We start from the raw sequence: 24,487 nt of genomic DNA, 5'->3' as shown, positions 1-24,487 counted from the left end.
CTGCCCCGCAGCCTGATCCCCCTTAATAGCCATCTGAGGTCCTGCCGGACCTCTGCTTTGCTATACCTTTTTCGAGCCATCTGACTTTTTACCACCATCCTTCATTTTTGGGGTTGACTTCTAATAGTTAATCTTTCTTTTGGGAAACTCCATTTTGAAATTGATATACTTGCCGCCCGTGTCGTTCAGGATCACGGCGGCGTCATAGACCGAACCCTTCTTTTCGGACCACATCCCCTTAACAGAGGTGCGCCCCTTTTTCAGCAGGTCCGCCGCCATCTTCTTTGTCAGCTCCTTGCGGCGGGAAGTCCAAAAGCGGTCGTTCTTCCAGAGAACGAAACCGCAGGAGTGGTCAGAACAGGGAAAGTTTTTCCTGCCCTCATATACCGGCTTGCCGCAGCGGGGACAGACGCCGATCACCTCCTTTTCCGGGGCAAACAGCTTTTGCCCTTCCTCGGAGATATGGGAATAGGTCTTTACCAGCTCCGCCGCCATGCCCTCAATGCCTGCCATGAAAGCGGCGGGGTCAGCGCCGCCTTTGGCGATCTCGTTCAATTTCTGCTCCCACTCCGCCGTGAGCATGGGAGAAGTCAGGGCTTCGGGGAGCACCGTAATCAGGTTGACGCCGTCCTTTGTGGAGATCATGCTTCTGCCTTTGCGCTCCACGAAACCGCCGGATACTAGCTTTTCGATGATGGACGCCCTGGTCGCCGGGGTTCCAAGCCCTCGCCGCTCCGCGTCCTCCGGCATATCCTCTTTTCCTGCGCTCTCCATGGCTGCCAGAAGGGTATCTTCCGTAAATACCTTTGGGGGCGCCGTGAAGTGTTCCGTCACGGTAACGGGGACATTCTCAAAGGCCTGCCCCTCCGTGAAGTCGGGCAGCGTGCCGCCGCTTTCTTCATCTTCCGGCTTCTCCTTCAGGGCAGAACGGAAAAGCCGGTCGGTCTCACGCCAGCCCTCGGACAGTACACGCCTGCCCTTCGCCGTGAAGGGATGGCCGCCGCAGTCGAAGGCCGCCGTCACCGCCTCATATACATAGGGCTCCGCCGCCGCGCACAGCAGCTTGCAGCACACCAGCAGAAGGATATTCCGCTCGCCCACAGGCAGGGCGGTAACATCCGCTTTTTCAAGCTCCGGCGTGGGAATGATGGCGTGATGGTCGGACACATCCTTATCCGAAACAAGGATCGTCACATCGGGGAAGAAATCCGAACAGGCGTCGAAGGGCTTCACCTTCGCCGCCAGATGGAGGACGACGGAGGCCGTTTCCGCCATGTCGGAGGTGAGATAGCGGCTGTCCGTCCGGGGATAGGTCAGCAGCTTCTTTTCATATAGGGTTTGGGCGTAGTCAAGCGCCTGCTTTGCCGTGTATCCGAAAATGCGGTTTGCCTCCCGCTGCAAAGCGGTGAGATCATAGAGTTTGGGCGGCTTCTCCTTCTTTTTCTCACGGGCGACGGAAACGCAGACCGCCGCCGCGCCGGAACAGGCCGCTTTCAGCTTTTCGGCGTCCTCCTGGGCGGTGATCTTCTCGGAAACCGCTTCGGCGCCGTCCAGCGCCAGCCGCACATGATGGTATTTCTCCTTCTTGAACAGGCTGATCTTCGCGTCGCGCTCCGCCAGCATTGCCAGGGTGGGCGTCTGCACGCGCCCCACATTCAAAGTGCGGTGATAGAGGACGGAGAAAAGACGGGTGGCGTTGATGCCGATGATCCAGTCCGCCTTTTGGCGGCACAGCGCCGACTGATATAGGGCTTCATATTCGCTGCCGGGACGGAGGTTTTGAAAACCCTCCCGGATGGCGCTGTCCTCCATCGAAGAAATCCACAGGCGGGAGAAGGGCTTTTTACAGCCCGCCATATTGTAGACCAGCCGGAAGATAAGCTCGCCCTCACGCCCGGCGTCGCAGGCGTTCACCAGCTCCGACACATCGGGACGCTCCATGAGCTTTTTAAGAATATGGAACTGCGCCGCCTTTTCGGAGGCGACTTCATAGCGGAAGGGCTCCGGCAGGATGGGGAGGTCGTCATAGCGCCATTTCTTGAGCTTTTCATCATAGGCGGCCGCATCCGCCAGCCCCACCAAATGGCCGATACACCAGGAAACGAGATAGCCGTTTCCGTCATAAAAGCCATCGGCCCTGGATGCAACACCCAGGGCCGACGCAATGCTTTTCGCAACGCTCGGTTTTTCGCAGATCACAAGTTGCATTGGGTTCCTCCTTTTAATTGTTTTGGTAGTGGATTGGGTGTATAATAATGGGCAAATATATAGTTCCTTTGAAAGGGGGGAATAATTTGATAGAACGTTTGATTGTCATTGGAATTATTATTGTGCTTATTGGCATTGGCTTTGTGCTTAAACTGCTACAGCTTAAAAACTACAAAGTACGCATAGATTTTTGCGTTGATTATCAAGAAAAGTTTATTGACTTAATCAACACATATACATCTTCTTATCGGGTTGATAATGCGTTATACAATGAATTAACGGGAAAAGCTGTACGCATGCAACGCGAATTGGGTCCCGATGGACTAATCGATATGATAGATAATCTAAAGGGAATAAAAGTAAGCAATTACCAAGCCCTACTTAATTTCTTGCCTGAAATCCGCGATTTTTCTTTTTGGCAAGACAATTCAGTTATGCAACAAAGATTCATGTCATCTGCACAGACTTGTGATGATATGTTTACACGGCATGTTGGTCAACTGAACGATTTATGGGAACAAGAACGTCGACACTTATTCAACCCTTTTTCATGTTTTGCAGATGGAATACGTTGGATACTTTGGCTGCCCTCCAACATTTTGTTATGGTGTGGATTTATAACGGAAGCAACGGGGAGAAAACTTCAATATAATTGGCTCGTTAAAGCCCTTACTTTCATCATCACAATAATTGGGCTTGTGAGTTCGATTGTAACAATAATAATAGGATGGGAACAGTTTTACGGTATGATAACCGGATGGATTGGTAAGTAATTGAAACCCAGCCGCCCATCGTGGATGGCTGGGTTTCCTGTTCCTGCGGCTATTCTATATTCTCCGGTTCTTCCCCTTCGGGAACATCCTCATTTTCGTATTCTTCATCTTCAAAATCGTAATCGTCGGGATCGGAGCTGGCCTTCGCGCCTTGCTTCGGCTTGAAGAACTTGATATAGGCAAAGGCTCCGCCGCCGCCCAGGATCAGCAGCACCAGGACGATCATAAGTCCGCCGCCGCCCTTTTTCTCCGGCTCCGGTTCGGGCTCCGGCTCGGTAACGGCTTCTTTCCCGGCGCACTCGCTCATGACCACGGCGCAGACCGCACAGGCGGTATTGACGCTGCCTGCGGCGCATTTCTCCGTACAGGAGCAGACGGCAGGCGCTTTATCCGCCTGCCCGTCCTCCATCAGCGCCATAAGGTCGGCCTCGTCCACCTGGTTCAGATAATGGACGGTGTTTTCGCCGTCCTCCGCCCGGTCGATGATGATATAGAAGTAGTTGCCGTTCTTCGTGACGACGGTGATTGGTAAATTGCCGCATAACCCAACAAAAAGGGCGGCTGTTCCTTAAAACAGTCGCCCTAAAAGGTGGTGTTATACAAGATAAATGCTGTTCGCTGTCCTCGCAAACCATTGATATTACTGGGTTTTTTGAGAAGTTCTATATCGCCACTCGCACCAAGCCGGAGCAAGCCTTTTATGGCTTGCTCCGGCTTTTTTCATTGAAATTCACACCAACTTCAAAATTGCATGCTATACCGTCACCATTCTGGGCGTCGCGCACACCGCGCCGTTTTCCCCGTGGAGCTTTGGCAGCTATCTTTCTTCGCTTTTGCCGTTTTTCCTTTGGAGCCAATGCCGGGAGGGCGCGCGCCGCGTCGAAATGCTCACGTCGGCCACGCCCGTACCGCCCGGGAAATACCTGCTCAGCAGGCTGGGTATAACGGCGCTCGGCGCGCTTCTGCTGGCTGCCGGCCTGCGCTCCAAAACTGGCGTCCGCCGCTGATATTTCGGATTGACAGGCGGCGCGCCGCCCCTTACACTGGACATAGGACGTCCGCCGTATGCACCGGCCGGGCGGGAAAGGGGGCGGCATATGTACAAGCTGCTGATTGTGGACGATGATTCGCTTGTCCGCAAATTCCTGCGCGAGTTTTACCCGTGGGAGCAGGAGGGTTTCGCACTCGTGGGCGAGGCGGAAGGCGGCGCACAGGCGCTCGCGCTTGTCCGCGCGCACGCGCCCGACCTTGTGCTGACCGATGTGGAAATGCCGGACATGGACGGCGCCGCGCTGGCCGCCCGCCTGCGGGAAGACGGTTTTTCGGGCGGCGTGCTCGCCATCAGCCGCCATGAGGATTTTGCGCACGTGAAAGAGACCATGCGCGCGGGCGCGGACGACTACCTGCGCAAAAGCTGTCTCGAGGAGGCGACGCTGCGCGAGGCGCTTGCGCATGTGACCGCCGCGATGGAAAAACGCCGCGCGGACGAAGCGGAGCGCGCCGCCCTGCGCCGCATGGCGGAAAAAAGCAGCCGCCTGATGCGGCGCGAGCTGCTCGAACGCCTATTTGAACGCGAAACGGGCTGGGAGGAGCAATACCGCGAGACCAAAGCCGCCGGCCTCAAAAACCGCTATTACCGCTGTGCGGCGCTCGTGCTCGCCGCGGAAAGCGCCACCCCGCCCCGCGGCCCAGGGCTGTATGAAATCTGCGCCCGCTTGACCACCGCCGGGCTCGGCGAACTGGCCGACCTGGGGCGCGGCCGTATTGCGGTGCTGTATGATTTCTCCGAACTCCCCTCCTCGCAGCAGCAATACGCATTGCTGCGTGAGCAGGGCGCGGCGCTTTTGGGCGCAGTGCGCGCCGTGTCGGCGGAACCGTGCCGGGTGGGCGTGAGCGCGGTGTGCGAGGGCGGCGGCACGCTCGCCCGTGCGCTGCGGCAGGCCGGGGAAGCCCTTGATCACACCTTTTACGGCGACCCCATCTGCTTTTTCGACGAGCAGCGACGCCTGTCCGCCCACGTGCCGGCCGAGGCTGCGGCGTTTGCCGAAAACCTTCCCGGGCTGCTGCGGCAGGGCGGCGCGCAGGCGTTGGAGGACGCGTTCTCCAAGGCGCTGCGCGCGTTCCGGCAGGCGGACGCGCAGCCTCTCGTGCTCGTGAGCTGGCTGCGCCAGTGCGACAGCGAGGCGGGCGTGCAGCGGGACGAACAGGAATACGAGTCGCTCCATTCGCTCGCGGCCTGCCAAGGCTGCCTTGGCGCGTACCTCGACCGGCTGCGCATCCTGTCTGCGCCCGGGGGCGCGCCGGTCAGCCCGTCTATTGCGCGGGCGATGCAGTATGTGCGCGCACACCACGCCGAGCCAATCGGGCTGGGGCATGCGGCGCGCGACGTCGGCCTCAGCCCGGCGTACCTCAGCCGCGCGTTTAAGCACGAGGCGGGAATCGGGTTCGCGGAATTTTTAACGCGGTGCCGCCTCGAGCACGTGCAGAAGGAGCTGGCCGAAAGCCTGCAAACCATCAAGCAACTCGCCGCCGAGGCCGGGTTTCAGGATTATCCGCATTTCTGCAAAACCTTTAAAAAGAAATTTGGCGTCAGCCCCGCGCAGTACCGCAAGGAGCTGCGCAATGGCAAACGGGCGCAATAAAACACATACAAAGCGCAAAAACAGACACTTCCGTTTTCCGCACGGCAAAGCGCCGTGCGGACGGAGGGGTCTGTTTTTTCATAAATGGGTAGAAAAGAGACAGGTTTTCCAAACAAAGGCGCACACCACCGCCACCGCGCTCCCTGCTATCATAAAGGCAACAAGAGGGGCGCACGCCCCAAAAATGCTGACAGGAGAGACAGACTATGAAAGTAGGCATCATCGGCGCGGGGCGCATCGGCAAGGTGCACGCCAAGAACATCTCCATGTTCGTGCCTGGACTGGAGATCAAGACAATCGCAGACCCCTTTATGAACGCGGAGACCGAGGCGTTTGCAAAGCAGTATGGTATCCCGCACACTACCAAGGACGCAAACGACATCTTAAACGACCCCGAGATCGAGGCCGTGCTCATCTGCTCGTCGACCGACACGCACTCCAAGTACATCATTGAGGCGGCCAAGGCCAAGAAGCACATTTTCTGCGAAAAACCCATCGACTACGACCTGAACAAGGTGCGCGAGGCGATCCAAGCGGCAAAGGATGCGGGCGTTAAGCTGCAAATCGGCTTCTGCCGCCGCTTCGACCACAACCACCGCGCGGTGTACGACATGGTGCGGCAGGGCAAGGTCGGCAAGGTGAACATCATTAAAATCTCCTCACGCGACCCCGAGCCGCCCCCGGTTTCTTACGTCAAGGTATCCGGCGGCATTTTCTACGATATGATGATCCACGATTTCGACATGGCGCGCTTTCTCGCGGGCAGCGAGGTCACCGAGGTGCACGCCGTCGGCTCTGTGCTGGTCGACCCCGGCATCGGCGAGGCGGGCGACGTAGACACCGCGCTCGTTACTCTCAAGTTTGAAAACGGCGCGATCGGCGTGATCGACAACAGCCGGAAAGCGGTTTACGGCTACGACCAGCGCGTCGAGGTGTTTGGCAGCGAGGGCTGCGCGCAGAACGAGAACGATATCCCGAACACCGCCGTGCTATCCACCGCGGAAGGCACGACCTACGGCACGGCCTACAAGGTGATGTGGGATCGCTACACGGGCGCGTTCGTCTCCGAAATGCAGGCGTTTGCGGACGCGGTGGCGAACGATACCGAAACCCCGGTGACCGGCGAGGACGGCCTCTACCCGGTGCTGATGGCGGCGGCCGCGACCAAGTCGCTCAAGGAAGGCCGCCCGGTGAAGATTTCGGAGGTGGAATAACATGGCGCTTCGCAAATGCGCGTGCATCGACACGCTGTACACCGAACTCCCCTGGCTCGACCGTTTCCAGGCGGCCAAAGACGACGGCTTTGAGGCCGTCGAGTTCTGGGACTGGCGCATCCGCGATTTAGACGCGACCCGTGCGGCTGCGGAAAAGGCCGGTATCGCCATTTCAGGCTTCAACGGCGACGCGGACTATTCGCTCGTCGACCCGGCGCACAAGGAGAAATACCTTGACTATCTCGCGCAGTCGGTCGCGGCGGCGAAAAAGGTCGGCGCGGCGAGCGTGACCATCCATTCCAACGCTTTAGGCGAGGGCGGCGTGGTGGTCAACCATTATGACGACCTTTCGCACACGGTCAAGCTGTGCGCGATGTACGACACGCTGCTCGCGTGCGCCGAAATGGCGGAAAAGGAAGAACTGAACCTTAACCTCGAGGCGCTCAACATCACGACCGACCACGTGGGCAACTTCCTCGCCACCACGCAAATGGGCGCGGAAATGTGCCGCCTGATCGGCTCACCCCGCCTCAAACTGCTATACGACGTGTACCACATGCAGATCAACGAGGGCTGCGTCTGCGACACCATCTCGAATTACGCCGACCAGTTCGGCCATATCCACGTGGCAGACGCCCCCGGCCGCCACGAGCCGGGCACGGGCGAGATCAACTACAAAAAGGTGCTCGCGCATCTGGAGGCTTGCGGCTATGCCGGCCGCGTCGGTTATGAGCTATTCCCGCTGACAGATACCAAAACCGCGGTGCAGGCCATCATGAAAAACGCCTGACCGCGCCCCAGAAAGCACATAAAAAAGTCCCCCGGTTCTTTGAAACCGGGGGACTTTTTTATCAGCGGGCAATGTATTTCTTTGCAAATTCCTCAATCGGCATGGGCGGATCGAAATAATAGCCCTGCCCGGTCGTGCAGTCGTACTGCTCCAGAAGTTTTCGCTGCGCAGCAGTTTCGATGCCCTCAGCGACCGACCGGCGCAGATCGAGCTCGCGGCACATCTGAATGGTGTGCTGCGTGATGACGCGCGATTTCGGATTGTGCTCCAGATCCTCGATCAGGCTGCGGTCGATCTTGATTTCATCAAACTTGAGCTGCGTCAGAATGGACAGATTGGAGTATTCTGAGCCGAAATCATCAAGCGAGATCAAGAAGCCCGCCTGCGACAGCAGCATAACCAGCTCGCGCAGCTCCTGCTGCTCCATCATGTTGATGCTCTCGGTGACTTCGATGATAATGTTTTCAGGCGGCACCCCGTGCCGCGCGCACGCCTCCACCAGCTTGCTCACGATATCGTACTCAAGCAGCGTCACGCGCGACAGGTTGACCGCAACCGGCAGCATTCCCCCACCCTCATTCTGCCACTTTTCAAGCGCGGCGCACACGGTGTCGAGCACGAATAGGTCGATATGGCGGATGATGCCCTCGGTTTCAAAGCGCGGAATAAACGTGCGCGGCAACTCAACGCCTCCCTGTGCGTTCTGGTAGCGCACGAGCGCCTCTGCGCCGCAAAGCGCGCCGCTTTTCAGGCATACCTTGGGCTGGAGGTAGACCACATACCGCCCCTTTTCAATATCGGCCATCAGCTTTTTGGAAAGCTCCATATGGTATTTCCCCATACCGTCCAGCCGCATACCGTAATATTTCTGTTTATCAATGTACATCAGATTGTCCGCATGCGCAATCTGACGCGCGATATCGACCTTATCCTCATGCCAGTTGGCGCCGATCGATATTTTAAGCTCGTCGTCATCCTGCGTGCGCAGCCGCAGCTCACGCACCATATTATCGAACCGTTCGCGGTCTATATCCACACAGATCGCTACAAATTCGTCTCCGCCGACCCTATATAAGTTTTTCCGGAAGATACCGCGCAGCACGCTCGCCGCATGGCAGATGATGTGGTCGCCATAGCGGTGGCCATGCGTGTCGTTTGCGAGCTTGAGGCCGTTGATGTCCAGATAGACCACGCCCAGCGACCGTGGCGGCGCCTGTTCCAGCCGCCCCATTTCCTCGATATAGGCGCGGCGGTTGCCGAGGCCGGTCAGGCTGTCCGTATAACTCATATCGGTCAGCCGTTCGGTCATTTTGCGTCGGGCAATATCGTTTACAACGAACGAGGCGACCGAGCGCAGCAGCGTCACGCTGTCGGTGTTGGCGTGGGGGTTGTCCACACCCAGAATGCCCACGATTTCACCGTTGTCTGCCAGCGGCGCGGCCATCAGGCTTTCAATATCCTGTGCGAACAGAATCTCATATTCCTTCGTATTCGGCGGGACCATCTCGTTGAGCGAGGTGATATAAAACTCGCCTTTTTCCCGAAATTGTTTGATCCAGCGGTCCATGCAGGAAAGCGGGAGCTTTTGCAGATTATCGATCTCCTCGCGTATGCCGGGGCGGCACCACTCATAGGTATTGCTGACCTCATTGGCCGCCGCGTCGATCTCAAAAATATAAGCCCGTTCGGCCTGATGGTAACCCGCGATGATCTCCAGCAGCCGGTTGATGCCTGTTTTCGCGTCCGCCGAGCTATTAAGCGTCTGGATGCAGTCGATCAGCGTCTCCTCCTCGAGCAGCCGCTGGCGGAGTTGCTGGGTGACCAGCTCCCTTTCGGTGGTATCGGTTGCGATCTCCATACGAAGCGGGCGGCCGTCCAGCTCGATTAGCTTATCTTTGAGCAGATAATGCCGGCCCACCTGCTCGTTAAAATGCTGCCAGACATAAAATTTCTCTGTTTTGAGCAGCTTGTTTGTGCAAAATTCGCAGGGGGCTTCCCGGCTTTGCAGAATTTGATAGCACGGCTTGCCCAGCCACTCGCTGGGGTCGGTAAAATGATACCGCTCGAGCGCCGCGCGGTTTAAATAATAAATCTCATAAGTATCGGGATCTGAAAGGTAGACAATATCGCTGCTTTCATCCGCAAGCATGGCAGATATCTCATTATAGGTCATTGTCCTGCCCCCTTTTTTTAATCCCGAATGTGATAACTATACCACGATTTTTGAAATTTGTCGAGAACAAGCAAGGAGGCGGCCCGCGGGCCGCCTCTTATTTATTTTCCGGATCGGTGAGTTCTGGCAGCGCGCCCCCCGCGACCGCCCATAGGTACAGCCCCGCGACTGTGCCGCACGGCGTGAACCGCTCCCGGTAACTCTGAAACTCCGCGCGCGAAAGCGACGGCAGGCCGTATACCATGCGCAGCCCCTTGCGGATGCCGAAATCGTCGTAGCTCAGCACGTCCGGCCGTTGGAGCGAGAAAATGAGCAGCATTTCCGCCGTCCACGGGCCGACGCCGGGGAGCTTTGTCAGCCGTTTGACCACCTCGCTGTCGGGCATCGTCCGCAGCGCGTCCAAATCGAGCGCGCCCGAGACGATCTCCTCCGCCGCCGCGCGGATATACCCCACCTTTCGCGCCGACAGGCCGCACTTATGCAGCAGCGCTTCGGGCTGAGCGAGCACGTTTTCTGGCGTGAGCGGGCGGAATTTGGTGCGGATATGCCACCACACCGTTTCCAGCGCCTTGCCCGAGATCTGCTGCGCCGCGATCGAGTTGACAAGCGCCTCGAACAGGTCGGGCATGACCTCGCGCTCGAGCTTGCCCACGCGGTCGATCACCGCGCCCAGCTTGGGGTCGACCGCTTTGAGATAATTCATTTCGGCTGGGCCGTAGGCAAAGACCATCAGCCCTTTTTCGCCAGCGCCTTCTGCTCAAAGCGCGCCTTGTCCACGATGGCGCGCTCATGCGTACCCTCGCCAATGAGACCGGCTTGGTCATACGCTGCCACCTCGAACGTCAGCATTTTGCCGTTCGGCGCGATCGCGGAAAGCGTCGTCTCGATGCGCACCTCCATGCCCTCGGGCGTGGCCGCTACATGGCTGACGTTTACCCGCGTGCCGACCGTGGTCTTGCCCTCTTCCAGATAAGGCGCGACCGAGCCCGCCGCCGTGTTTTCAATGGCCGCGATCATCATGGGCGTGGCGAACACGGCCACCAGGCCGCTGCCCACCTCGCTCGCGAGCTGGCATTTTTCTACCTTGAAGGTCTTTTCCCCTTTGATGCCGGTTTGCATGATGTCTTTTCCTCCTTACGCCTTGGGCGTGAGCTTTTCCTGCCCGCCCATATACGGGCGCAGCGCCGCGGGGATGCTTACCGACCCGTCGGCCTGCAGGTTGTTTTCCAAAAACGCGATCAGCATACGCGGCGGCGCGACCACCGTGTTATTGAGCGTATGCGCAAAATACAGCTCTTTCCCCTCCTTGGGACGCACGCGGATGCCCAGCCGGCGCGCCTGCGCGTCGCCCAGGTTGGAGCACGAGCCGACCTCAAAATACTTTTGCTGGCGCGGGCTCCATGCCTCCACATCGCATGATTTCACCTTGAGGTCTGCCAGGTCGCCCGAGCAGCACTCGAGCGTGCGCACCGGAATATCGAGCGTGCGGAAGAAATCGACCGTGTTCTGCCACAGTTTATCGTACCACATGGGGCTTTCCTCCGGCTTGCACACGACAACCATTTCCTGCTTTTCAAACTGGTGGATGCGGTAAACGCCGCGCTCCTCGATGCCGTGCGCGCCGACCTCCTTGCGGAAGCAGGGCGAATAGCTGGTCAGCGTCTGCGGAAGCGTCTCTTCCTCGTTGATGGTGTCAATAAACTTGCCAATCATCGAGTGCTCTGACGTGCCGATCAGATATAGGTCCTCGCCCTCAATCTTGTACATCATGTTTTCCATCTCGGCAAACGACATAACGCCCGAAACCACGTCCGAACGGATCATGAACGGCGGGATGTAATAGGTAAAGCCGCGGCCGATCATAAAATCGCGCGCATAGCTCAGGATGGACGAGTGCAGGCGCGCGATATCGCCCTTGAGATAGTAGAAGCCGTTGCCCGAGGTGCGGCGAGCGGCGTCCAGATCGATGCCGTCGAACGATTCCATGATGTCCACATGGTAAGGCACCTCGAAATCAGGCGTAACCGGCTCACCAAAGCGCTCCAGCTCAACGTTTTCGCTGTCGTCCTTACCGATCGGCACCGACGGGTCGATGATGTTCGGAATGACCATCATGCGCTTTCTGACTTCTTCCTGATAAGCCTTTTCGTCCTCGGCGAGCTGCTCCATCTCGTCCGCCATCGCCTTGACCTCGGCCTTGACCGCCTCGGCTTCGTCTTTCTGCCCCTTGGCCATCAGTCCGCCGATCAGCTTGGACTTCTGGTTGCGCATCGCGCGCAATTCATCCGCGCGCGTGCGGGCGGTGCGGTATTTTTGATCGAAGTCGAGCACCTCGTCGACCATCGCCAGTTTATCGTCCTGAAATTTCTTTTTGATGTTTTCCTTGACCGCGTCCGGGTTCTGGCGGACAAATTTGATATCCAGCATGTTTCTTTATCTCCCTTATTGATTAATCGTGATTGGCGGCCGATACGCCCGGCCCCTCGCTTTGCAAACGCTCTTTGGCCTCGGTGAACAGCTTGTTGATCTCCGCGCCGAACGCATCCTCTTTGGCCGTTCCGCTCAGCCTGTCCTCACCGTACTGCCCAACGAGCGCGGTATAGGCTCGGTGCGCCGCCGAAAGGTCACCCTCGGCCTGCAGCAGGTTGATGTTGGCAAAAGCTGCGTAAACATCGCGCTCCTCAACCAGATGCCGGGCGGCGGATACCACGTCGGTCTCCGCTTCCTCGGTGCCGATCGCCTCGCGCACGCCCTCAAGCGCCTTGCTCATACCGTCGAGCTGCTTTTGTATCTCTTCCATTTTTTGGGTTGCTCCCTGCGCCACGTTCTGCTGCTCGCTGAGCTTGGTGGACAGGTTTTCAAGCTGCTTATCCGTGCGCGCCTGTGTCACATAACTTACCAATATCAGCGCGATCGCCACGGAAAACAGGCCGATGATATAAAAGGTCAGGGTCTTGCGGCTGAGCTTTTTTTCACTGTGCTGCTCCTCCGCAGGCTGTTTGTTCTGCTCGTCCATGGCTCCTCCTTATACGCGAAGACCGCGCAGCGCCTCGATCAGACGCTCCAAATCGTCGGCCCCGTAGTATTCAAGCGCGAGCGCGCCGCTTGTTTTGCCCTGCGTAATGGTCACCTTGCGCCCCAGCGCGGTCTCCAGCTCTTTTTCCACCTCGGCCACATAGTCTACCGAAAAGCCTTCCGCCGCTTTGAGCTCCGCCGGCTTTTTGTTGAGCCGCTTTGCTAGGGCCTCCGCCTGCCGCACCGACAGGCCGGCCATCTGCTCCGCCGCCTTAACGCGCTCATTTTCATCCGCGACCGCAAGCACCGCGCGGGCATGTCCGCCGGACAGCTTGCCCTCGCTCACCATTTGCCGCACCTCTTCGGGCAGCGCCAGTAGGCGCAGCGAATTGGCGACCGCGCTGCGCGATTTGACGACGCGGTGCGAAACCTCATCCTGTGTCAGGCCAAATTCCCGCATCAGCAGGTCGTAGCCCTCCGCTTCTTCAATGGGGTTTAGATCCTGCCGCTGCAAATTCTCGATGAGCGCCAGCTCCATGACCTCGTTTTCCTTGGCTTCCAACACCATTGCCGGGATCTTTTTCAGCCCAGCTATGCGCGCCGCGCGCCAGCGGCGCTCGCCCGCAATGATCTGGTAGCTGTCCCTGCCGGAAGAACGCACCGTGATCGGCGTTACCACACCGTGCAGGCGAATACTTTCGGCCAGCTCCTCAAGCGCGGCCTGGTCGAAGACCTTGCGCGGCTGATTGGGGTTTGGCTCGATCTTACTAAGCGAAATGGAGGATACACCCTCGGCGGCGGCGTCCGCCGAAAGGTCGGCGATATCTCCGCCGAACAGGTTGGACAAACCGCCGCCCAGTCCTTTTTTGCCGGTAGACATACCGTTTACCTCCCCTTTCCGCGTTTGTTTTTCTTTAGTATTTCGTCCGCAAGCTCCAAATATGCTTCCGCGCCGCGGCACATGCGGTCATAATCGGTGATAGGCTTGCCGTGGCTGGGCGCTTCGGAAAGCCGCACATTGCGCGGCACGACCGATTTAAATACCTCTCCCGGAAAGTGCTTTTTAACCTCTTCCACCACTTGGATCGAAAGATTGGTGCGTCCGTCAAACATGGTCAGCAGCACGCCCTCAAGCGAAAGCGCAGGATTCAGGCTCTTTTTCACCATGCGTACGGTCGTCATGAGTTGGCTCAGACCCTCGAGCGCATAGTATTCGCACTGGAGCGGCACCAGAAAGCTGTCGGCCGCACACAGGCAGTTGAGCGTGAGCAGTCCAAGCGACGGCGGACAGTCAATGAATATGTAGTCATAGTCCTCGCGCACACGGTCAAGCACATTTTTCAGACGGTATTCTCGCTGCTCCATACCGATGAGATCAAGCTCCGCACCTGCCAAATTGACGTTTGCGCCGATTAAATCGACCCATTTAGTCGATACGATCGCACTCTTGACATCCGGATCGTCGGACACGACCAAATCGTAAATGGAGGTCTCAAGCGCGCGGGGGTCGATACCGAAGCCCGAGGTCGCGTTGCCCTGGGGGTCAAAGTCGCACAGCAGCACACGTTTGCCGCGCTCAAAAAGCGCCGCCGCCAGATTGATCGCCGTCGTCGTCTTGCCGACGCCGCCTTTCTGATTGGCGAACGCAATAATTTTGCCCATGCCATTCTTCCTTCCTTGCTTTAGTGGCCTTACGAAGTTCATTATAGCACATCGGCCCCTAAATGCAAAGTGAAAACAAAAATGTTTCACGTGAAACAACTCAGAAAGCCTGAGATAATTGTTTCACGTGAAACATCAAATTCAGTTTGCGTGGGCGTGCGGAATGGTAATGGTAAGGGTGAGGCCCTCGTCGCTCTCCTCCCTGTCTACCTTTGCGCCGATGCCGGCGTCAACCATTACACCAACCGCCCGGTCAACCGTATTGAGAAAAAAGCGTACATCCTTGATAAGCCGCACCATTTTCTTTTCCTGCGCGGGCGGCAAATCGTTTTCATGCAGCAGACGGTCTATGTACTGCTCGGTGCGGTTTACATTCAGCTCATGCTCTACGATATAGCGCGTCGCGTTGATGCGGTCCTCTTCTTTCTCAATCCGAAGCAGTGCGCGGGCATGGCGTTCTGTTAAACCGGCTGAACGAATCATTTCCACATTCTGCGGGGAAAGGCGCAGCAGCCGCAGCTTGTTTGCCACCGCCGACTGTGTTTTTCCTACCTTTCGGGCGGCCTCATCCTGCGTCAGGCCGTATTGCTCAATCAGGCGTTTAAAGCCATTGGCTTCCTCGAAAAAATCCAGATCGCGGCGCTGGAGGTTCTCCACAAGGGCGATCGCGGAGGAATCCTGTGAATCCGCGGAAATGATCAGGCAGGGCACCTCGGTCAGTCCAGCGACCCGCGCGGCGCGCAGCCGCCGCTCCCCTGCCACCAGCTCAAAGCCTCCTCCGGTCGCACGGCGCACAGTCAACGGATTGAGCACTCCATACTGCCGGATGCTTTCCGCAAGCTGCGCGATGGCCTCAGGGTCAAAATATTTGCGGGGCTGGTTCGGATTACGCGTGATGTCGCTCACGCGGACGCGCTTCAGCGTGCGGTCTTCTCTTCCAGAAACCAATGTCAAAACAGACATCATTTCATTTCCTCCCTATATTCCCGGTTCATGACCGGGGAAATCGTGTTAATATCCTTTGGTAATAGTTTACCATAATATTCCATATAGGAAAGGAAAATCGACCGCAAAAACTGCTTTGTTCGACGCTTATCTGTCATTTTCAGCGGGAAAATACACATTTCCACACATTTTCGGACAAAAAATTACAGACCGTATTTCCAATACGGTCTGTTGTCGAACAGCGTTAAAGCGGGTTGGTTTCGATCTTTTTAAAGCGGCGCGGATACTGCGGCGGGGTCTCGGCGGTTTTATCCACGCGCACGATGCGGCGGCGCACGGCGTCATACGGCACCTCATAATCCAGCAGCTCTATAGGCGCGCCGCCGAGCAGGCGGACTGCGTTTTCCGCGCGCGCCGCCTCCTCCTCGCAGTCAAAGGCTTTCATGGAGAAAAACGTCCCGCCTGTCCGCACCAGCGGCAAGGACAGCTCGCACAGCATGGGCAGAGAGGCCACCGCGCGGGAAACCGCGATATCAAACGCCGCGCGGCGGTCTTTGGCAAAGTCCTCCGCGCGCGCGTGGACGGCTCTCGCGTTTTGCAGCCCCAGTACTGCGATTGTTTCATTCAAAAAATCAACGCGTTTTCGCTGGGCGTCGAGCAGGGTAAAGTCGCCCCCGGTCAGGATGGCGAGCGGCAGCCCGGGAAAGCCCGCGCCCGTGCCCACATCAATGACCCGCGCGCCCACCGGAATGGAGGGCGCGAGCGCGGCGCAGTCCAGAAAGTGCCGCGTCACGATCTCGCAGGGATCGGTGACCGCCGTCAGGTTCATGACCTTGTTTTTTTCGATCAACCGGTCGGAAAAGGCCAGCAGCTGATCCACAGCCTGTGGACAAACAGGCAGGCGCATTTGCTCCAGCCCGGCCTTCAGCAAATCGCGTGCGTTCATGGCTTTCCCCCGTTCTTTCTGGTTTCCAGATAGATCATCAGCGCGGTGATATCGGCGGGCGAAACCCCGGATATGCGCGCCGCCTGCCCAAAGCTGGACGGCTGCACTGCCGAAAGCTTTTGCCGCGCTTCCAGACGAAGCGAATCGATCCGGCTGTAATCGAGATCTGTTGGCAGAGGCCGGCTTTGCAGCTTGCGGTATTGCTCCACATCGCGGTACTGCCGCTCAATGTAGCCCGCGTACTTGATGCGGATCTCCACCTGCTCGCGGATGACCGCGGGCAGCGCCGGGCGTTCCGGGTCAAACGGGCTTAAATCGGCATAAGAAAGTTCAGGGCGGCGCAGCAGGTCGATCAGCTTACAGCCCGCCTTGACCGGGGTGCTGTTTTTTCCGGCGAGAAAACCGTTCAGCGCGTCGCTCGGCGCGACGCCGACTGCGGCGATCCGGTCGATCTCCTTTTGCACGGCTTCGTATTTTTCGCGCACACGCTTTCCGCGTTCTGGCGGGTTCAGGCCGATGCGCACGCCGATTTCCACCAGCCGCTCGTCGGCGTTGTCCTGCCGCAGCAAGAGCCGGTATTCCGAGCGCGAGGTCATCATGCGGTAGGGTTCGTTCGCGCCGCAGGTCACCAGATCGTCGATCAGCGTGCCGATATAGCCGTCCGCACGGTCCAAAACGAGCGGTTCTTCGCCTTTGATCTGAAGCGCCGCATTTACGCCTGCAACAAGCCCCTGTGCCGCCGCTTCCTCATAACCCGAGGAGCCGCAAAACTGTCCCGCGCCGTAAAGCCCTTTTATTTTCTTGGTCTCGAGCGTTGGGCGGAGTTCCAGCGGATCGATGCAGTCATACTCAATGGCGTAAGCCGGGCGCATGATCTCCGCGTGCTCCATGCCTTTTACCGTGCGCAGCATTTTTTTCTGCACGTCGAACGGCATGGATGAAGAGAAGCCCTGCACATAGATCTCCTCCGTATCCAGACCCATCGGCTCCAAAAAGAGCTGATGGCGGGGCTTATCGGCAAAACGCACCACCTTATCCTCGATGCTGGGGCAGTAACGCGGCCCAATGCCCTCGATCTTGCCGCCATACAGCGGCGAACGGTCCAAATTTTGGCGGATGACCTCGTGGGTCTCCGCGGTCGTATAGGTCAGGTGGCAGACTACGTGGTTTTCCGGTGGGCGTTCAGTCTCAAAGGAAAAGGGGATGATCTCCTCCTCTCCCGGCTGCACCTCCAGCCCGGTATAATCGATCGAGCGGCGGTGCACGCGCGGCGGCGTGCCTGTTTTGAACCGCTGCAAGCGCAGGCCGAGCGCGCGCAGGCTTTCGGTGAGCGGCTTTGCCGCCGCCATGCCGTCCGGCCCACTCTCACGCATGTAATCGCCGATGATAATGCGTCCGCCGAGAAACGTGCCGGAGGCGACGATGGCCGCCTTGACCTCATGCCGCTCCCCGATTGCTGTGACGACCGCGCATACGCTCCCGTCCTTAGTCTCGACCTCGACGATCTCATCCTGCTTGAGCGAAAGCCCTTGCTGCAATTCGAGCGCGTGCTTCATATAGGAACGGTAGCGCACCCGGTCGGCCTGCGCGCGCAGGGAATGCACCGCCGGGCCTTTGCCGCGGTTGAGCATCCGGTACTGGATGCAGGCCGCGTCCGCCGCTTTGGCCATTTCGCCGCCCAGCGCGTCAATCTCGCGCACCAGATGTCCCTTGGCTGTGCCGCCGATCGCGGGGTTGCACGGCATGTTGCCGACCGCGTCGAGATTGATGGTGAAGCAGACTGTTTTGAAGCCAAGGCGCGCCGCGGCGAGCGCCGCTTCTATGCCCGCGTGCCCTGCACCGATTACGGCGATATCATAGCTTTCGCCCGGAAAAACCGTCATGGAAAAACCCCCTCACTTTCGGGTGGACTAACCCGGCAAATTCATTCAAAACCTTAAGATTTTTTCCCCTTTTGCCGGGGATTGCTTGTTGATAACTCTGTGTAAAGATTGGATAACTTTTTAATAATCCAATAAATTTCATATACTATTTGTTATATATAATCATTTATATTTCTATACGTATTCTATTTCACACGATTCAACACAAAAATGGCATAGAAACCAAATACAAGGGGCCGTCTGCGGATGCAGCGGCCCCCTTTGTTCATTTGCCGACGCAAAAATCGCTGAAAATCCTCGTGACGACGGCCTCAGTGACCGTCTCACCCGTGATCTCGCCCAGCGCGGCCAGCGCGCCCTCGGCGTCCATCACAACGGCGTCCGGCGTCATGCCCGACTGCGCGGCATACAGTGCGGCCTCGCACCGTTCGGCGGCGCGCGCCAGCGCCGCGGCCTGCCGGGCGTTGGTGATGAGCGCGCCGTCGTGCGCGCCCATGCCCAGACCGACCGCCTTGGGGATGGCCGAAAGCAGCTTGTCCAGCCCGTCTCCCAGCTTGGCAGAAAGCGGTACGATAGTCTTAAAGTGCTTTTTGAGCGCCTTTAGATCGATCTGCTGCGGCAGGTCGCTCTTATTGACGACCGCGACCGCCCGCTGTCCCGCGCTTCGCGCGAGCACAAGCATGTCCTCGTCCCCAAGGGGCTGCGAGCCGTCGAAAACGGCGAGGATGAGCGCGGAAGCGCTCGCCTCGGCCATCGCGCGGTCGATACCGGCTTGTTCGATTGGGTCGGTGGTATCGCGCAGGCCGGCCGTGTCGGTCACACGCAGCAGCATCTCGCCCACTTTGACGTTTTCCTCGATCAGGTCGCGCGTTGTTCCCGGGATATCGGTGACGATCGCACGCTCCCGGCCAAGAAGCGAATTTAAAAGCGTCGATTTGCCCGCGTTCGGGCGGCCCAGGATCACGCACGGAATACCCTCGCGCAGGATACGCCCGCGCTCATAGCTTTCCGCCATATGGTAGAGTCGGCTGGTTGTTCGGTGCAGGATATCCCGCGCCTCGTCGAACAGGAGAGGATCGATGTCCTCATCCGGAAAATCGACGACCGCGTGAAAATGCGCGACCATGCCGAGCAGCTCCTCGCGCATCTCGCGCACCGGCGAGCCGACCGCGCCCATCATCTGCGCGGCCGCATTCTGCGCGGCTTCGGCCGTGCGCGCGGTGATCAGATCGTGCACCGCTTCCGCACCGGAAAGATCCATCTTGCCGTTTAAAAACGCGCGGCGCGTAAACTCACCCGCTTCGGCCTGCCGCACGCCCTGCTGGAACAGTGCGTCGAGCGCGCCCAAAAGCACGGCCTGCGAACCGTGGCACTGTATTTCGGCCATGGGCTCTCCCGTATAAGTGTGCGGCGCGCGCATGACGACTGCAAAGCAGCAGTCGATCACCGCGCCGTCCGCGCCGTGGAGCGCGCCGTAAACCAGTTTTTGACTGGGGGAATCGCTTAGTTCTTTGCCGTTTTTTGGCTTAAATACCGCCTCAACAGCCTTTGCAGCCCGTTCGCCCGATACCCGGATCAGCCCGATCGGTCCGCCTGCGGAGGAGATGGCGGCAATGGTATCGTTCATCCTTCTTCCTCCGCGCCTTTAATGGTCGGCGCGGCGGCTGTCGGGCGCGACGACGACCCGGCGGCTCGGCTCGGTACCGGTCGAATAGGTGGTGACGCCGTTAAAATCCTGCAAAGCGGCATGGATAATGCGGCGCTCATAGGGGTTCATGGGCTCGAGCGTCATGCTGCGGTGGGTCTTCACGACCTTCATCGCCATCTTGCGCGCAAGGCGCTCCAGGCTTTCCGCACGCTTTTCACGATAGTTCTCCGTATCGAGCGACAGACGGACGTGCTCGTCCAGTTCGTTATTCAAAACGAGCGAGGCGAGATACTGGATGGCGTCCAGCGTATCCCCGTGACGGCCGATGACAGCGCCCATGTCCGGACCTGCGATATTCAGGCGGAGCTGGTCGCATTCGGTCTGCGGCAGTACGGTGACTTCATTTTCAATGCCCATTTTATCCAGCAGGCCGGAAACAAACCCGGAAGCCATCGTTTCGGCTTTTTTCATGCATTCCTCGGAAACCGGGATCAGCTCGCGCTCCTTGGGCACTGACGGGGTGACCGGGCGCTCCGCGCGGTCGCGGCGCGGGCGGCGGGGACGGTCAGCGCGCTCACTGCGCTCACGGCGGGGCTTATCCTCATGTGAGGCACGAGCCGGGCGCTCGGGCTTTTCCAGCTTTTCCGGCTGGAAATCCGCCGGGGCCGGCTTTACAAGACGCGGTGTATCGTCTTCGGTCGTGATAGACAGTTTTTCTGCCTTGGGCTTCGCTTCCTTTTTGGCTTCCTTCTTTTCTTCCACAGGCTTGTGGATGGTTTCCGGTTCATCGGGCGCTTCATAGCTCACACGCACGCGCGCAGGCGTCGATCCGATTCCTAAAAAGCCTTTTTTTCCATTATCCAGCACCTCTACCGAGACTTCGTCCCGGTCCAGCCCGAGCTGGGAAAGGGCGTTTTCGATCGCTTCATCGCGGTTTTCGCCCGTTGCTTCCAGATACTTCAGCATTTTATTTGTCCCCCTTTTTCTTCTTTTCGTTTTGGGACTGCTGCACTGCGCGGTTTGCTTCGCGTTTGGCGGCTTTTTCCTCTTCCAAAAGCCGTTCGGCTTCGCTCGACGCTTTCTGCTGCTTGCCACGGTAATACTTGGTCATCACTACTTCCTGGATGCAGGTCAACACGTTGTTGAAAATCCAGTAGATGCCGATGGCGCCCGGCAGGATAAAGCCGAAGTAAAGGCTCATCAGCGGCATCATAATATTCATCATCTTCATCTGCGTCGCAGCCTGCGAGTTGTTCGTGCCCTGCATCTTCTGCATGACATAGCTCGAAAGGAACGCGGTCGCGCCCGAAAGAATCGGGATCAGCCACATCACGCCCGGCTCTTTAATCGAGGGAATTTGCGCAAGGTTCAGGCCGAGGAAGTGAAAATCGATCGGCACCAGCGTGCCCGACGTGCCCTGCACGATCTGCATGACATTGTCCGGGAAATTGCCCGAAGCATCCGCGAGCTGATTGAGCTTTTCCGCAATGGTGATCTGGCCGTAATAGCCCGCCTGCGCCACGTCCACGCCAACCACCTGCGCGAGCTTGGCAATCACATCGTCGCCAAAACCGAGCATGAACTTGAGCGGCTGCTGCACGGCGTAATAAAGACCCATCATGATCGGCAGCTGGATAAACTGCGGCAGGCACCCTGTCATGGGGTTTACGCCGTGCTTATCATACAGCTTTTGGATCTCCTCGTTCATCTTAACGCGGTTGTTCGCGTATTTCTTCTGGATCGACTGCATTTCCGACTGCATGGCGGTCATAGCCATCATGTTTTTCTTGCTCTTGAGACCGAGCGGAATCAGGATCAGCTTGACGATGAGCGCAAACAGCAGAACGGACAGACCGTAAGACTTGACTGCCGTGAAAATTGCCATCAAGATCAGGCCGAACGGCCGGACGATGACAAGTCCGAAAATTTCTCCCATATTATCCTCCAAAAAATACTTCAACGAAAACTATAGTTTTCGTTGAGAGTTCCGGTCTTTTTGAAACCCTTCATACATCAGGGTACCGGGTCATACGGATCGTGCTTGCTCCATGGATGGCAACGGCATATCCGTTTGACCGCGAGCCAGCCGCCCTTGACCGCGCCGTATTTCTCGATCGCTTCTACCGCATACTGCGAGCAGGTCGGGATATAGCGGCAGCAGGGGGGCTTTGCGGGCGATATGTAGCGGCGGTAAAATCGGATCGCCGCCAGAAGAACCCGCTTCATTTGTCTGCCGCGGCGGCCTTGTTCTCGGAAAGCGCCCGCAGCAGCGATTTTTCAATTTCATGGTAAGCAGCGCCCACCGCGCGCGCGCGCGCAACGAGCACCAGATCAACGCCGGACGCAAATTCGTCCTCATGCAGGCGGTAAGCCTCGCGGAAAAGCCGCTTAATGCGGTTTCGCACAACGGCATTGCCCAGCTTTGCGCTGACCGTTAGTCCCAGCCGGTTATAGCCCAAGCGGTTTTTCCGGCAATACAGCACCAAGTGCCTGTTTGCCGAAGAGGCCCCGCGGTGGTAAAGCCGGCGGAACTCGTGATTTTGTTTTAAAGAAACCGTGTGTTCCATTTGAAATCTTCCTCGTTTTTTCGATGCCCTGTGAAAAAACGCTTCCTTTGCATCCGATTTTCTGCAAAGCTAGCCGGGCGCTCTTGTTGACGCGGCCGCCCGACCCGGTTGTTTTTTCCGCGTTCCCATAAATGGGAAAAAACGGGCCCGCCTTGTAAAACGGGCCCGTTCTCTGGACGGATATTAGTGGGTCAGGCGTGCGCGGCCCTTAGCGCGGCGGCGAGCCAAAACCTTGCGGCCATTGGTCGTGCGCATACGCTTGCGGAAACCGTGTTCCTTGGAACGCTGGCGCTTCTTGGGCTGATACGTTCTCTTCATCTCGTGCACCTCCTGTTTTCCAAATTTACGGATGGGCACCGGCATAAGTCCGGCTTGGCGCGGGCGCATGCCGCTGCCTGTCCGCATACGATGAGACAATAAATATTATCGTATAAAATGCGCCCAATGTCAAGGTTTTTTTGTATTTTCAACATCTATGGGCATGTTCGGGAGTAATATACAATAATTTGCGGTCGCTGCCGAATTTTCGCATTTTATTGAAATCCGCGCGCGGACATGGTATTATATATAATGTATATCGATGTTTAGGAGGCACTTCATGGCCAACAACATATTGGAGATGGCGCTCGGGCTTCTCGAGCGCGATTTTCCCCCCTCGAGCCTGTCCGCGTGGTTCGACGACGTTACGGTTGTTTCCTTTTCGGACAACCGTTTGATTTTGCATTCCCCTGTCCAGTTCAAAAAGGAATTTATCGAACAGAAATTCATTGAGCCGCTGCAAAACGCCCTGCATGAGCTGACCGGCGACGCCGTCGCGGTCGTCATTGTCACCGGTGAATATACTGCACCGCAGAGCTCCTCTTCCCCTTATGATGATTATACCTTTGAACGCTTTATCGTCGGTTCGTCCAACAAATTTGCGCACGCCGCCGCGCTCGCCGTTTCCAAGACCCCGGCGGAGATCTACAACCCGCTTTTTATCTACGGACAATCCGGCCTCGGCAAGACGCATTTAATGTACGCCATTGCCAATGAGATCCGGAAAAGCCATCCGGAGTATAAAATCATCTATGTAAAAGGCGAGGACTTTACCAACGAGGTCATCACCGCCATTCAGGAAGGCAACATGCACAATTTCCGCGCGAAATACCGCATGGCCGACCTGCTGCTGATCGACGATGTGCAGTTTATCGCCGGCAAGGAACGCACGCAGGAGGAATTTTTCCACACCTTCAACGCGCTCTATGAAGCACACCGGCAGATCGTTTTAACGTCCGACCGGCCGCCCAAGGAAATCAACACCTTAGAAGACCGCATGAAGACCCGCTTTGAATGGGGTTTATTGGCCGATATTCAGCCGCCCGATTTTGAAACGCGCGTCGCCATCATCCGCGCCAAGGCCGAAAAAATGGGCGTCGAGCTTCCGGCCGACGTTTCCACCTATATCGCGCAGTTTATCCAAGCAAACATCCGCCAGCTCGAGGGCGCGGTCAAGAAAATCAAGGCCATGCACGAGCTGGTGGACGAACAGGTCGACGTCGACCTCGCCCAACGCGCCATCGACGCGGTCAAAACCGAAAACCCCGGCCTGAGCCCCACCCCAGAACGCATCATGGAGGCGGTCGCCAACTATTTTTATGTACCTGTCGAGCAGCTCATCTCGGCAAACCGCTCGAAAGACGTGGCATATCCCCGCCAAATGGCCATGTACCTTATCAGGCAGGAGCTGGAATATTCCTATCCCGATATTGCTAAGATCTTTAAGCGCGACCATACGACCGTTATGCACGCCTGCAACAAGATCGAAGAGGAGCGCAAAAGCTCCGGGGAGACCGAAGAGGTCATCAAAAAGCTGCAAGGAAACATCCGCGGAGAAACCTGAATCCCATCCACAGAAAGCTGTGGATTGCACAAGGACGCGCTTGTGGAAAACAAGGAATCGACATTTCCCTGTGGATGCGGACAAATCCATCCACAAAAAGCTGGGTATGGTATTTCCCGCCGATTTCCGGGCTTTCCAC

At 57.6% G+C, this 24,487-nt stretch carries 24 protein-coding genes; 6 read left to right on the top strand and 18 right to left on the bottom strand.

Annotated features, from left to right (window positions below):
* Nucleotides 1-120: 120 nt before the first annotated feature.
* A complete protein-coding gene (locus SO058_RS05555; RefSeq protein ID WP_320841997.1) occupies nt 121-2,208 on the bottom strand; it encodes a type IA DNA topoisomerase in 2,088 nt (695 codons plus the stop codon).
* A gap of 86 nt (nt 2,209-2,294) precedes the next feature.
* Between SO058_RS05555 and SO058_RS05550 the strand changes: the two genes are divergently transcribed.
* On the top strand, nt 2,295-2,981 hold the full coding sequence (locus SO058_RS05550; RefSeq protein ID WP_320841996.1) for a hypothetical protein: 687 nt from the start codon (nt 2,295-2,297) through the stop codon (nt 2,979-2,981).
* A 49-nt stretch (nt 2,982-3,030) separates the two neighbouring features.
* Here SO058_RS05550 and SO058_RS05545 read toward each other — a convergent pair whose 3' ends face one another.
* The gene (locus SO058_RS05545) at nt 3,031-3,507 is read right to left on the bottom strand and encodes a DUF4366 domain-containing protein (RefSeq protein ID WP_442872234.1); all 477 of its coding nucleotides are present in this window, start codon (nt 3,505-3,507) and stop codon (nt 3,031-3,033) included.
* 358 nt (nt 3,508-3,865) lie between these two features.
* Between SO058_RS05545 and SO058_RS05540 the strand changes: the two genes are divergently transcribed.
* From SO058_RS05540 to SO058_RS05525, 4 genes are all read left to right on the top strand, one after another.
* Nucleotides 3,866-3,988, top strand: a complete 123-nt coding sequence (locus tag SO058_RS05540; protein ID WP_320841995.1) for a hypothetical protein — start codon at nt 3,866-3,868, stop codon at nt 3,986-3,988.
* A gap of 90 nt (nt 3,989-4,078) precedes the next feature.
* On the top strand, nt 4,079-5,623 hold the full coding sequence (locus SO058_RS05535) for a response regulator (RefSeq protein WP_320841994.1): 1,545 nt from the start codon (nt 4,079-4,081) through the stop codon (nt 5,621-5,623).
* A 206-nt stretch (nt 5,624-5,829) separates the two neighbouring features.
* Nucleotides 5,830-6,837, top strand: coding sequence for an inositol 2-dehydrogenase (gene iolG, locus SO058_RS05530; protein ID WP_320841993.1), 1,008 nt, complete (start codon nt 5,830-5,832; stop codon nt 6,835-6,837).
* 1 nt (nt 6,838) lies between these two features.
* Nucleotides 6,839-7,627 (top strand): TIM barrel protein, encoded by a 789-nt coding sequence (locus SO058_RS05525; protein ID WP_320841992.1) that lies wholly within the window; start codon nt 6,839-6,841, stop codon nt 7,625-7,627.
* 61 nt (nt 7,628-7,688) lie between these two features.
* On the opposite strand, the gene SO058_RS05520 is transcribed toward SO058_RS05525, so the two are convergent.
* The 16 genes from SO058_RS05520 to rpmH form a co-directional block, all read right to left on the bottom strand.
* Nucleotides 7,689-9,800 (bottom strand): sensor domain-containing protein, encoded by a 2,112-nt coding sequence (locus SO058_RS05520; RefSeq protein WP_320841991.1) that lies wholly within the window; start codon nt 9,798-9,800, stop codon nt 7,689-7,691.
* 97 nt (nt 9,801-9,897) lie between these two features.
* Nucleotides 9,898-10,503, bottom strand: coding sequence for a DNA-3-methyladenine glycosylase family protein (locus tag SO058_RS05515; RefSeq protein WP_320841990.1), 606 nt, complete (start codon nt 10,501-10,503; stop codon nt 9,898-9,900).
* Between the two features lie 26 nt (nt 10,504-10,529).
* Nucleotides 10,530-10,919: a thioesterase family protein gene (locus SO058_RS05510; protein WP_320841989.1), complete on the bottom strand. Its 390-nt coding sequence runs from the start codon at nt 10,917-10,919 to the stop codon at nt 10,530-10,532.
* 15 nt (nt 10,920-10,934) lie between these two features.
* Nucleotides 10,935-12,227, bottom strand: a complete 1,293-nt coding sequence (gene serS, locus SO058_RS05505; protein WP_320841988.1) for a serine--tRNA ligase — start codon at nt 12,225-12,227, stop codon at nt 10,935-10,937.
* Between the two features lie 22 nt (nt 12,228-12,249).
* On the bottom strand, nt 12,250-12,816 hold the full coding sequence (locus tag SO058_RS05500; protein WP_320841987.1) for a hypothetical protein: 567 nt from the start codon (nt 12,814-12,816) through the stop codon (nt 12,250-12,252).
* A 9-nt stretch (nt 12,817-12,825) separates the two neighbouring features.
* The gene (locus SO058_RS05495; protein WP_320841986.1) at nt 12,826-13,695 is read right to left on the bottom strand and encodes a ParB/RepB/Spo0J family partition protein; all 870 of its coding nucleotides are present in this window, start codon (nt 13,693-13,695) and stop codon (nt 12,826-12,828) included.
* A gap of 5 nt (nt 13,696-13,700) precedes the next feature.
* On the bottom strand, nt 13,701-14,477 hold the full coding sequence (locus tag SO058_RS05490) for a ParA family protein (RefSeq protein ID WP_320841985.1): 777 nt from the start codon (nt 14,475-14,477) through the stop codon (nt 13,701-13,703).
* A 141-nt stretch (nt 14,478-14,618) separates the two neighbouring features.
* Nucleotides 14,619-15,443, bottom strand: a complete 825-nt coding sequence (locus SO058_RS05485; RefSeq protein WP_320841984.1) for a ParB/RepB/Spo0J family partition protein — start codon at nt 15,441-15,443, stop codon at nt 14,619-14,621.
* Between the two features lie 223 nt (nt 15,444-15,666).
* The gene (gene rsmG, locus SO058_RS05480; protein WP_320841983.1) at nt 15,667-16,368 is read right to left on the bottom strand and encodes a 16S rRNA (guanine(527)-N(7))-methyltransferase RsmG; all 702 of its coding nucleotides are present in this window, start codon (nt 16,366-16,368) and stop codon (nt 15,667-15,669) included.
* Nucleotides 16,365-18,251, bottom strand: a complete 1,887-nt coding sequence (gene mnmG / locus SO058_RS05475) for a tRNA uridine-5-carboxymethylaminomethyl(34) synthesis enzyme MnmG (RefSeq protein ID WP_320841982.1) — start codon at nt 18,249-18,251, stop codon at nt 16,365-16,367. Before mnmG ends, rsmG begins: the two co-directional genes overlap by 4 nt.
* Before the next feature lie 265 nt (nt 18,252-18,516).
* Complete coding sequence (mnmE, locus tag SO058_RS05470; RefSeq protein ID WP_320841981.1) at nt 18,517-19,878, bottom strand: tRNA uridine-5-carboxymethylaminomethyl(34) synthesis GTPase MnmE; 1,362 nt, start codon at nt 19,876-19,878, stop codon at nt 18,517-18,519.
* 18 nt (nt 19,879-19,896) lie between these two features.
* Nucleotides 19,897-20,865 carry an RNA-binding cell elongation regulator Jag/EloR gene (jag, locus tag SO058_RS05465; RefSeq protein ID WP_320841980.1) on the bottom strand — a complete coding sequence of 323 codons (969 nt, stop codon included), beginning with the start codon at nt 20,863-20,865 and terminating at the stop codon, nt 19,897-19,899.
* A gap of 1 nt (nt 20,866) precedes the next feature.
* Nucleotides 20,867-21,835: a YidC/Oxa1 family membrane protein insertase gene (locus SO058_RS05460; RefSeq protein ID WP_320841979.1), complete on the bottom strand. Its 969-nt coding sequence runs from the start codon at nt 21,833-21,835 to the stop codon at nt 20,867-20,869.
* Nucleotides 21,836-21,912: 77 nt separating this feature from the next.
* Nucleotides 21,913-22,125, bottom strand: coding sequence for a membrane protein insertion efficiency factor YidD (yidD, locus tag SO058_RS05455; protein WP_320841978.1), 213 nt, complete (start codon nt 22,123-22,125; stop codon nt 21,913-21,915).
* The gene (gene rnpA, locus SO058_RS05450) at nt 22,122-22,466 is read right to left on the bottom strand and encodes a ribonuclease P protein component (RefSeq protein ID WP_320841977.1); all 345 of its coding nucleotides are present in this window, start codon (nt 22,464-22,466) and stop codon (nt 22,122-22,124) included. The genes yidD and rnpA overlap by 4 nt, the downstream gene beginning before the upstream one ends.
* Nucleotides 22,467-22,649: 183 nt before the next feature.
* Nucleotides 22,650-22,784, bottom strand: a complete 135-nt coding sequence (rpmH, locus tag SO058_RS05445; protein ID WP_297176721.1) for a 50S ribosomal protein L34 — start codon at nt 22,782-22,784, stop codon at nt 22,650-22,652.
* A 280-nt stretch (nt 22,785-23,064) separates the two neighbouring features.
* Between rpmH and dnaA the strand changes: the two genes are divergently transcribed.
* Nucleotides 23,065-24,348, top strand: coding sequence for a chromosomal replication initiator protein DnaA (gene dnaA, locus SO058_RS05440; protein WP_320841976.1), 1,284 nt, complete (start codon nt 23,065-23,067; stop codon nt 24,346-24,348).
* The last annotated feature ends 139 nt before the right edge of the window (nt 24,349-24,487 follow it).

The organism is Agathobaculum sp. (genome assembly GCF_034098985.1).
Lineage (GTDB): Bacteria > Bacillota > Clostridia > Oscillospirales > Butyricicoccaceae > Agathobaculum.
This window is presented reverse-complemented; position numbering and strand designations above follow the sequence as displayed.

Excerpts from the sequence above, each read along its gene's own strand:
- SO058_RS05555 (WP_320841997.1), bottom strand. The coding sequence starts at position 2,208 with ATGCAACTTGTGATCTGCGAAAAACCGAGCGTTGCGAAAAGCATTGCG.
- SO058_RS05540 (WP_320841995.1), top strand. The coding sequence starts at position 3,866 with ATGCTCACGTCGGCCACGCCCGTACCGCCCGGGAAATACCTGCTCAGC.
- SO058_RS05535 (WP_320841994.1), top strand. The coding sequence starts at position 4,079 with ATGTACAAGCTGCTGATTGTGGACGATGATTCGCTTGTCCGCAAATTC.
- iolG (WP_320841993.1), top strand. The coding sequence starts at position 5,830 with ATGAAAGTAGGCATCATCGGCGCGGGGCGCATCGGCAAGGTGCACGCC.
- SO058_RS05525 (WP_320841992.1), top strand. The coding sequence starts at position 6,839 with ATGGCGCTTCGCAAATGCGCGTGCATCGACACGCTGTACACCGAACTC.
- SO058_RS05520 (WP_320841991.1), bottom strand. The coding sequence starts at position 9,800 with ATGACCTATAATGAGATATCTGCCATGCTTGCGGATGAAAGCAGCGAT.
- SO058_RS05515 (WP_320841990.1), bottom strand. The coding sequence starts at position 10,503 with ATGAATTATCTCAAAGCGGTCGACCCCAAGCTGGGCGCGGTGATCGAC.
- SO058_RS05510 (WP_320841989.1), bottom strand. The coding sequence starts at position 10,919 with ATGCAAACCGGCATCAAAGGGGAAAAGACCTTCAAGGTAGAAAAATGC.
- serS (WP_320841988.1), bottom strand. The coding sequence starts at position 12,227 with ATGCTGGATATCAAATTTGTCCGCCAGAACCCGGACGCGGTCAAGGAA.
- SO058_RS05500 (WP_320841987.1), bottom strand. The coding sequence starts at position 12,816 with ATGGACGAGCAGAACAAACAGCCTGCGGAGGAGCAGCACAGTGAAAAA.
- SO058_RS05495 (WP_320841986.1), bottom strand. The coding sequence starts at position 13,695 with ATGTCTACCGGCAAAAAAGGACTGGGCGGCGGTTTGTCCAACCTGTTC.
- SO058_RS05490 (WP_320841985.1), bottom strand. The coding sequence starts at position 14,477 with ATGGGCAAAATTATTGCGTTCGCCAATCAGAAAGGCGGCGTCGGCAAG.
- SO058_RS05485 (WP_320841984.1), bottom strand. The coding sequence starts at position 15,443 with ATGATGTCTGTTTTGACATTGGTTTCTGGAAGAGAAGACCGCACGCTG.
- rsmG (WP_320841983.1), bottom strand. The coding sequence starts at position 16,368 with ATGAACGCACGCGATTTGCTGAAGGCCGGGCTGGAGCAAATGCGCCTG.
- mnmG (WP_320841982.1), bottom strand. The coding sequence starts at position 18,251 with ATGACGGTTTTTCCGGGCGAAAGCTATGATATCGCCGTAATCGGTGCA.
- mnmE (WP_320841981.1), bottom strand. The coding sequence starts at position 19,878 with ATGAACGATACCATTGCCGCCATCTCCTCCGCAGGCGGACCGATCGGG.
- jag (WP_320841980.1), bottom strand. The coding sequence starts at position 20,865 with ATGCTGAAGTATCTGGAAGCAACGGGCGAAAACCGCGATGAAGCGATC.
- SO058_RS05460 (WP_320841979.1), bottom strand. The coding sequence starts at position 21,835 with ATGGGAGAAATTTTCGGACTTGTCATCGTCCGGCCGTTCGGCCTGATC.
- yidD (WP_320841978.1), bottom strand. The coding sequence starts at position 22,125 with ATGAAGCGGGTTCTTCTGGCGGCGATCCGATTTTACCGCCGCTACATA.
- rnpA (WP_320841977.1), bottom strand. The coding sequence starts at position 22,466 with ATGGAACACACGGTTTCTTTAAAACAAAATCACGAGTTCCGCCGGCTT.
- rpmH (WP_297176721.1), bottom strand. The coding sequence starts at position 22,784 with ATGAAGAGAACGTATCAGCCCAAGAAGCGCCAGCGTTCCAAGGAACAC.
- dnaA (WP_320841976.1), top strand. The coding sequence starts at position 23,065 with ATGGCCAACAACATATTGGAGATGGCGCTCGGGCTTCTCGAGCGCGAT.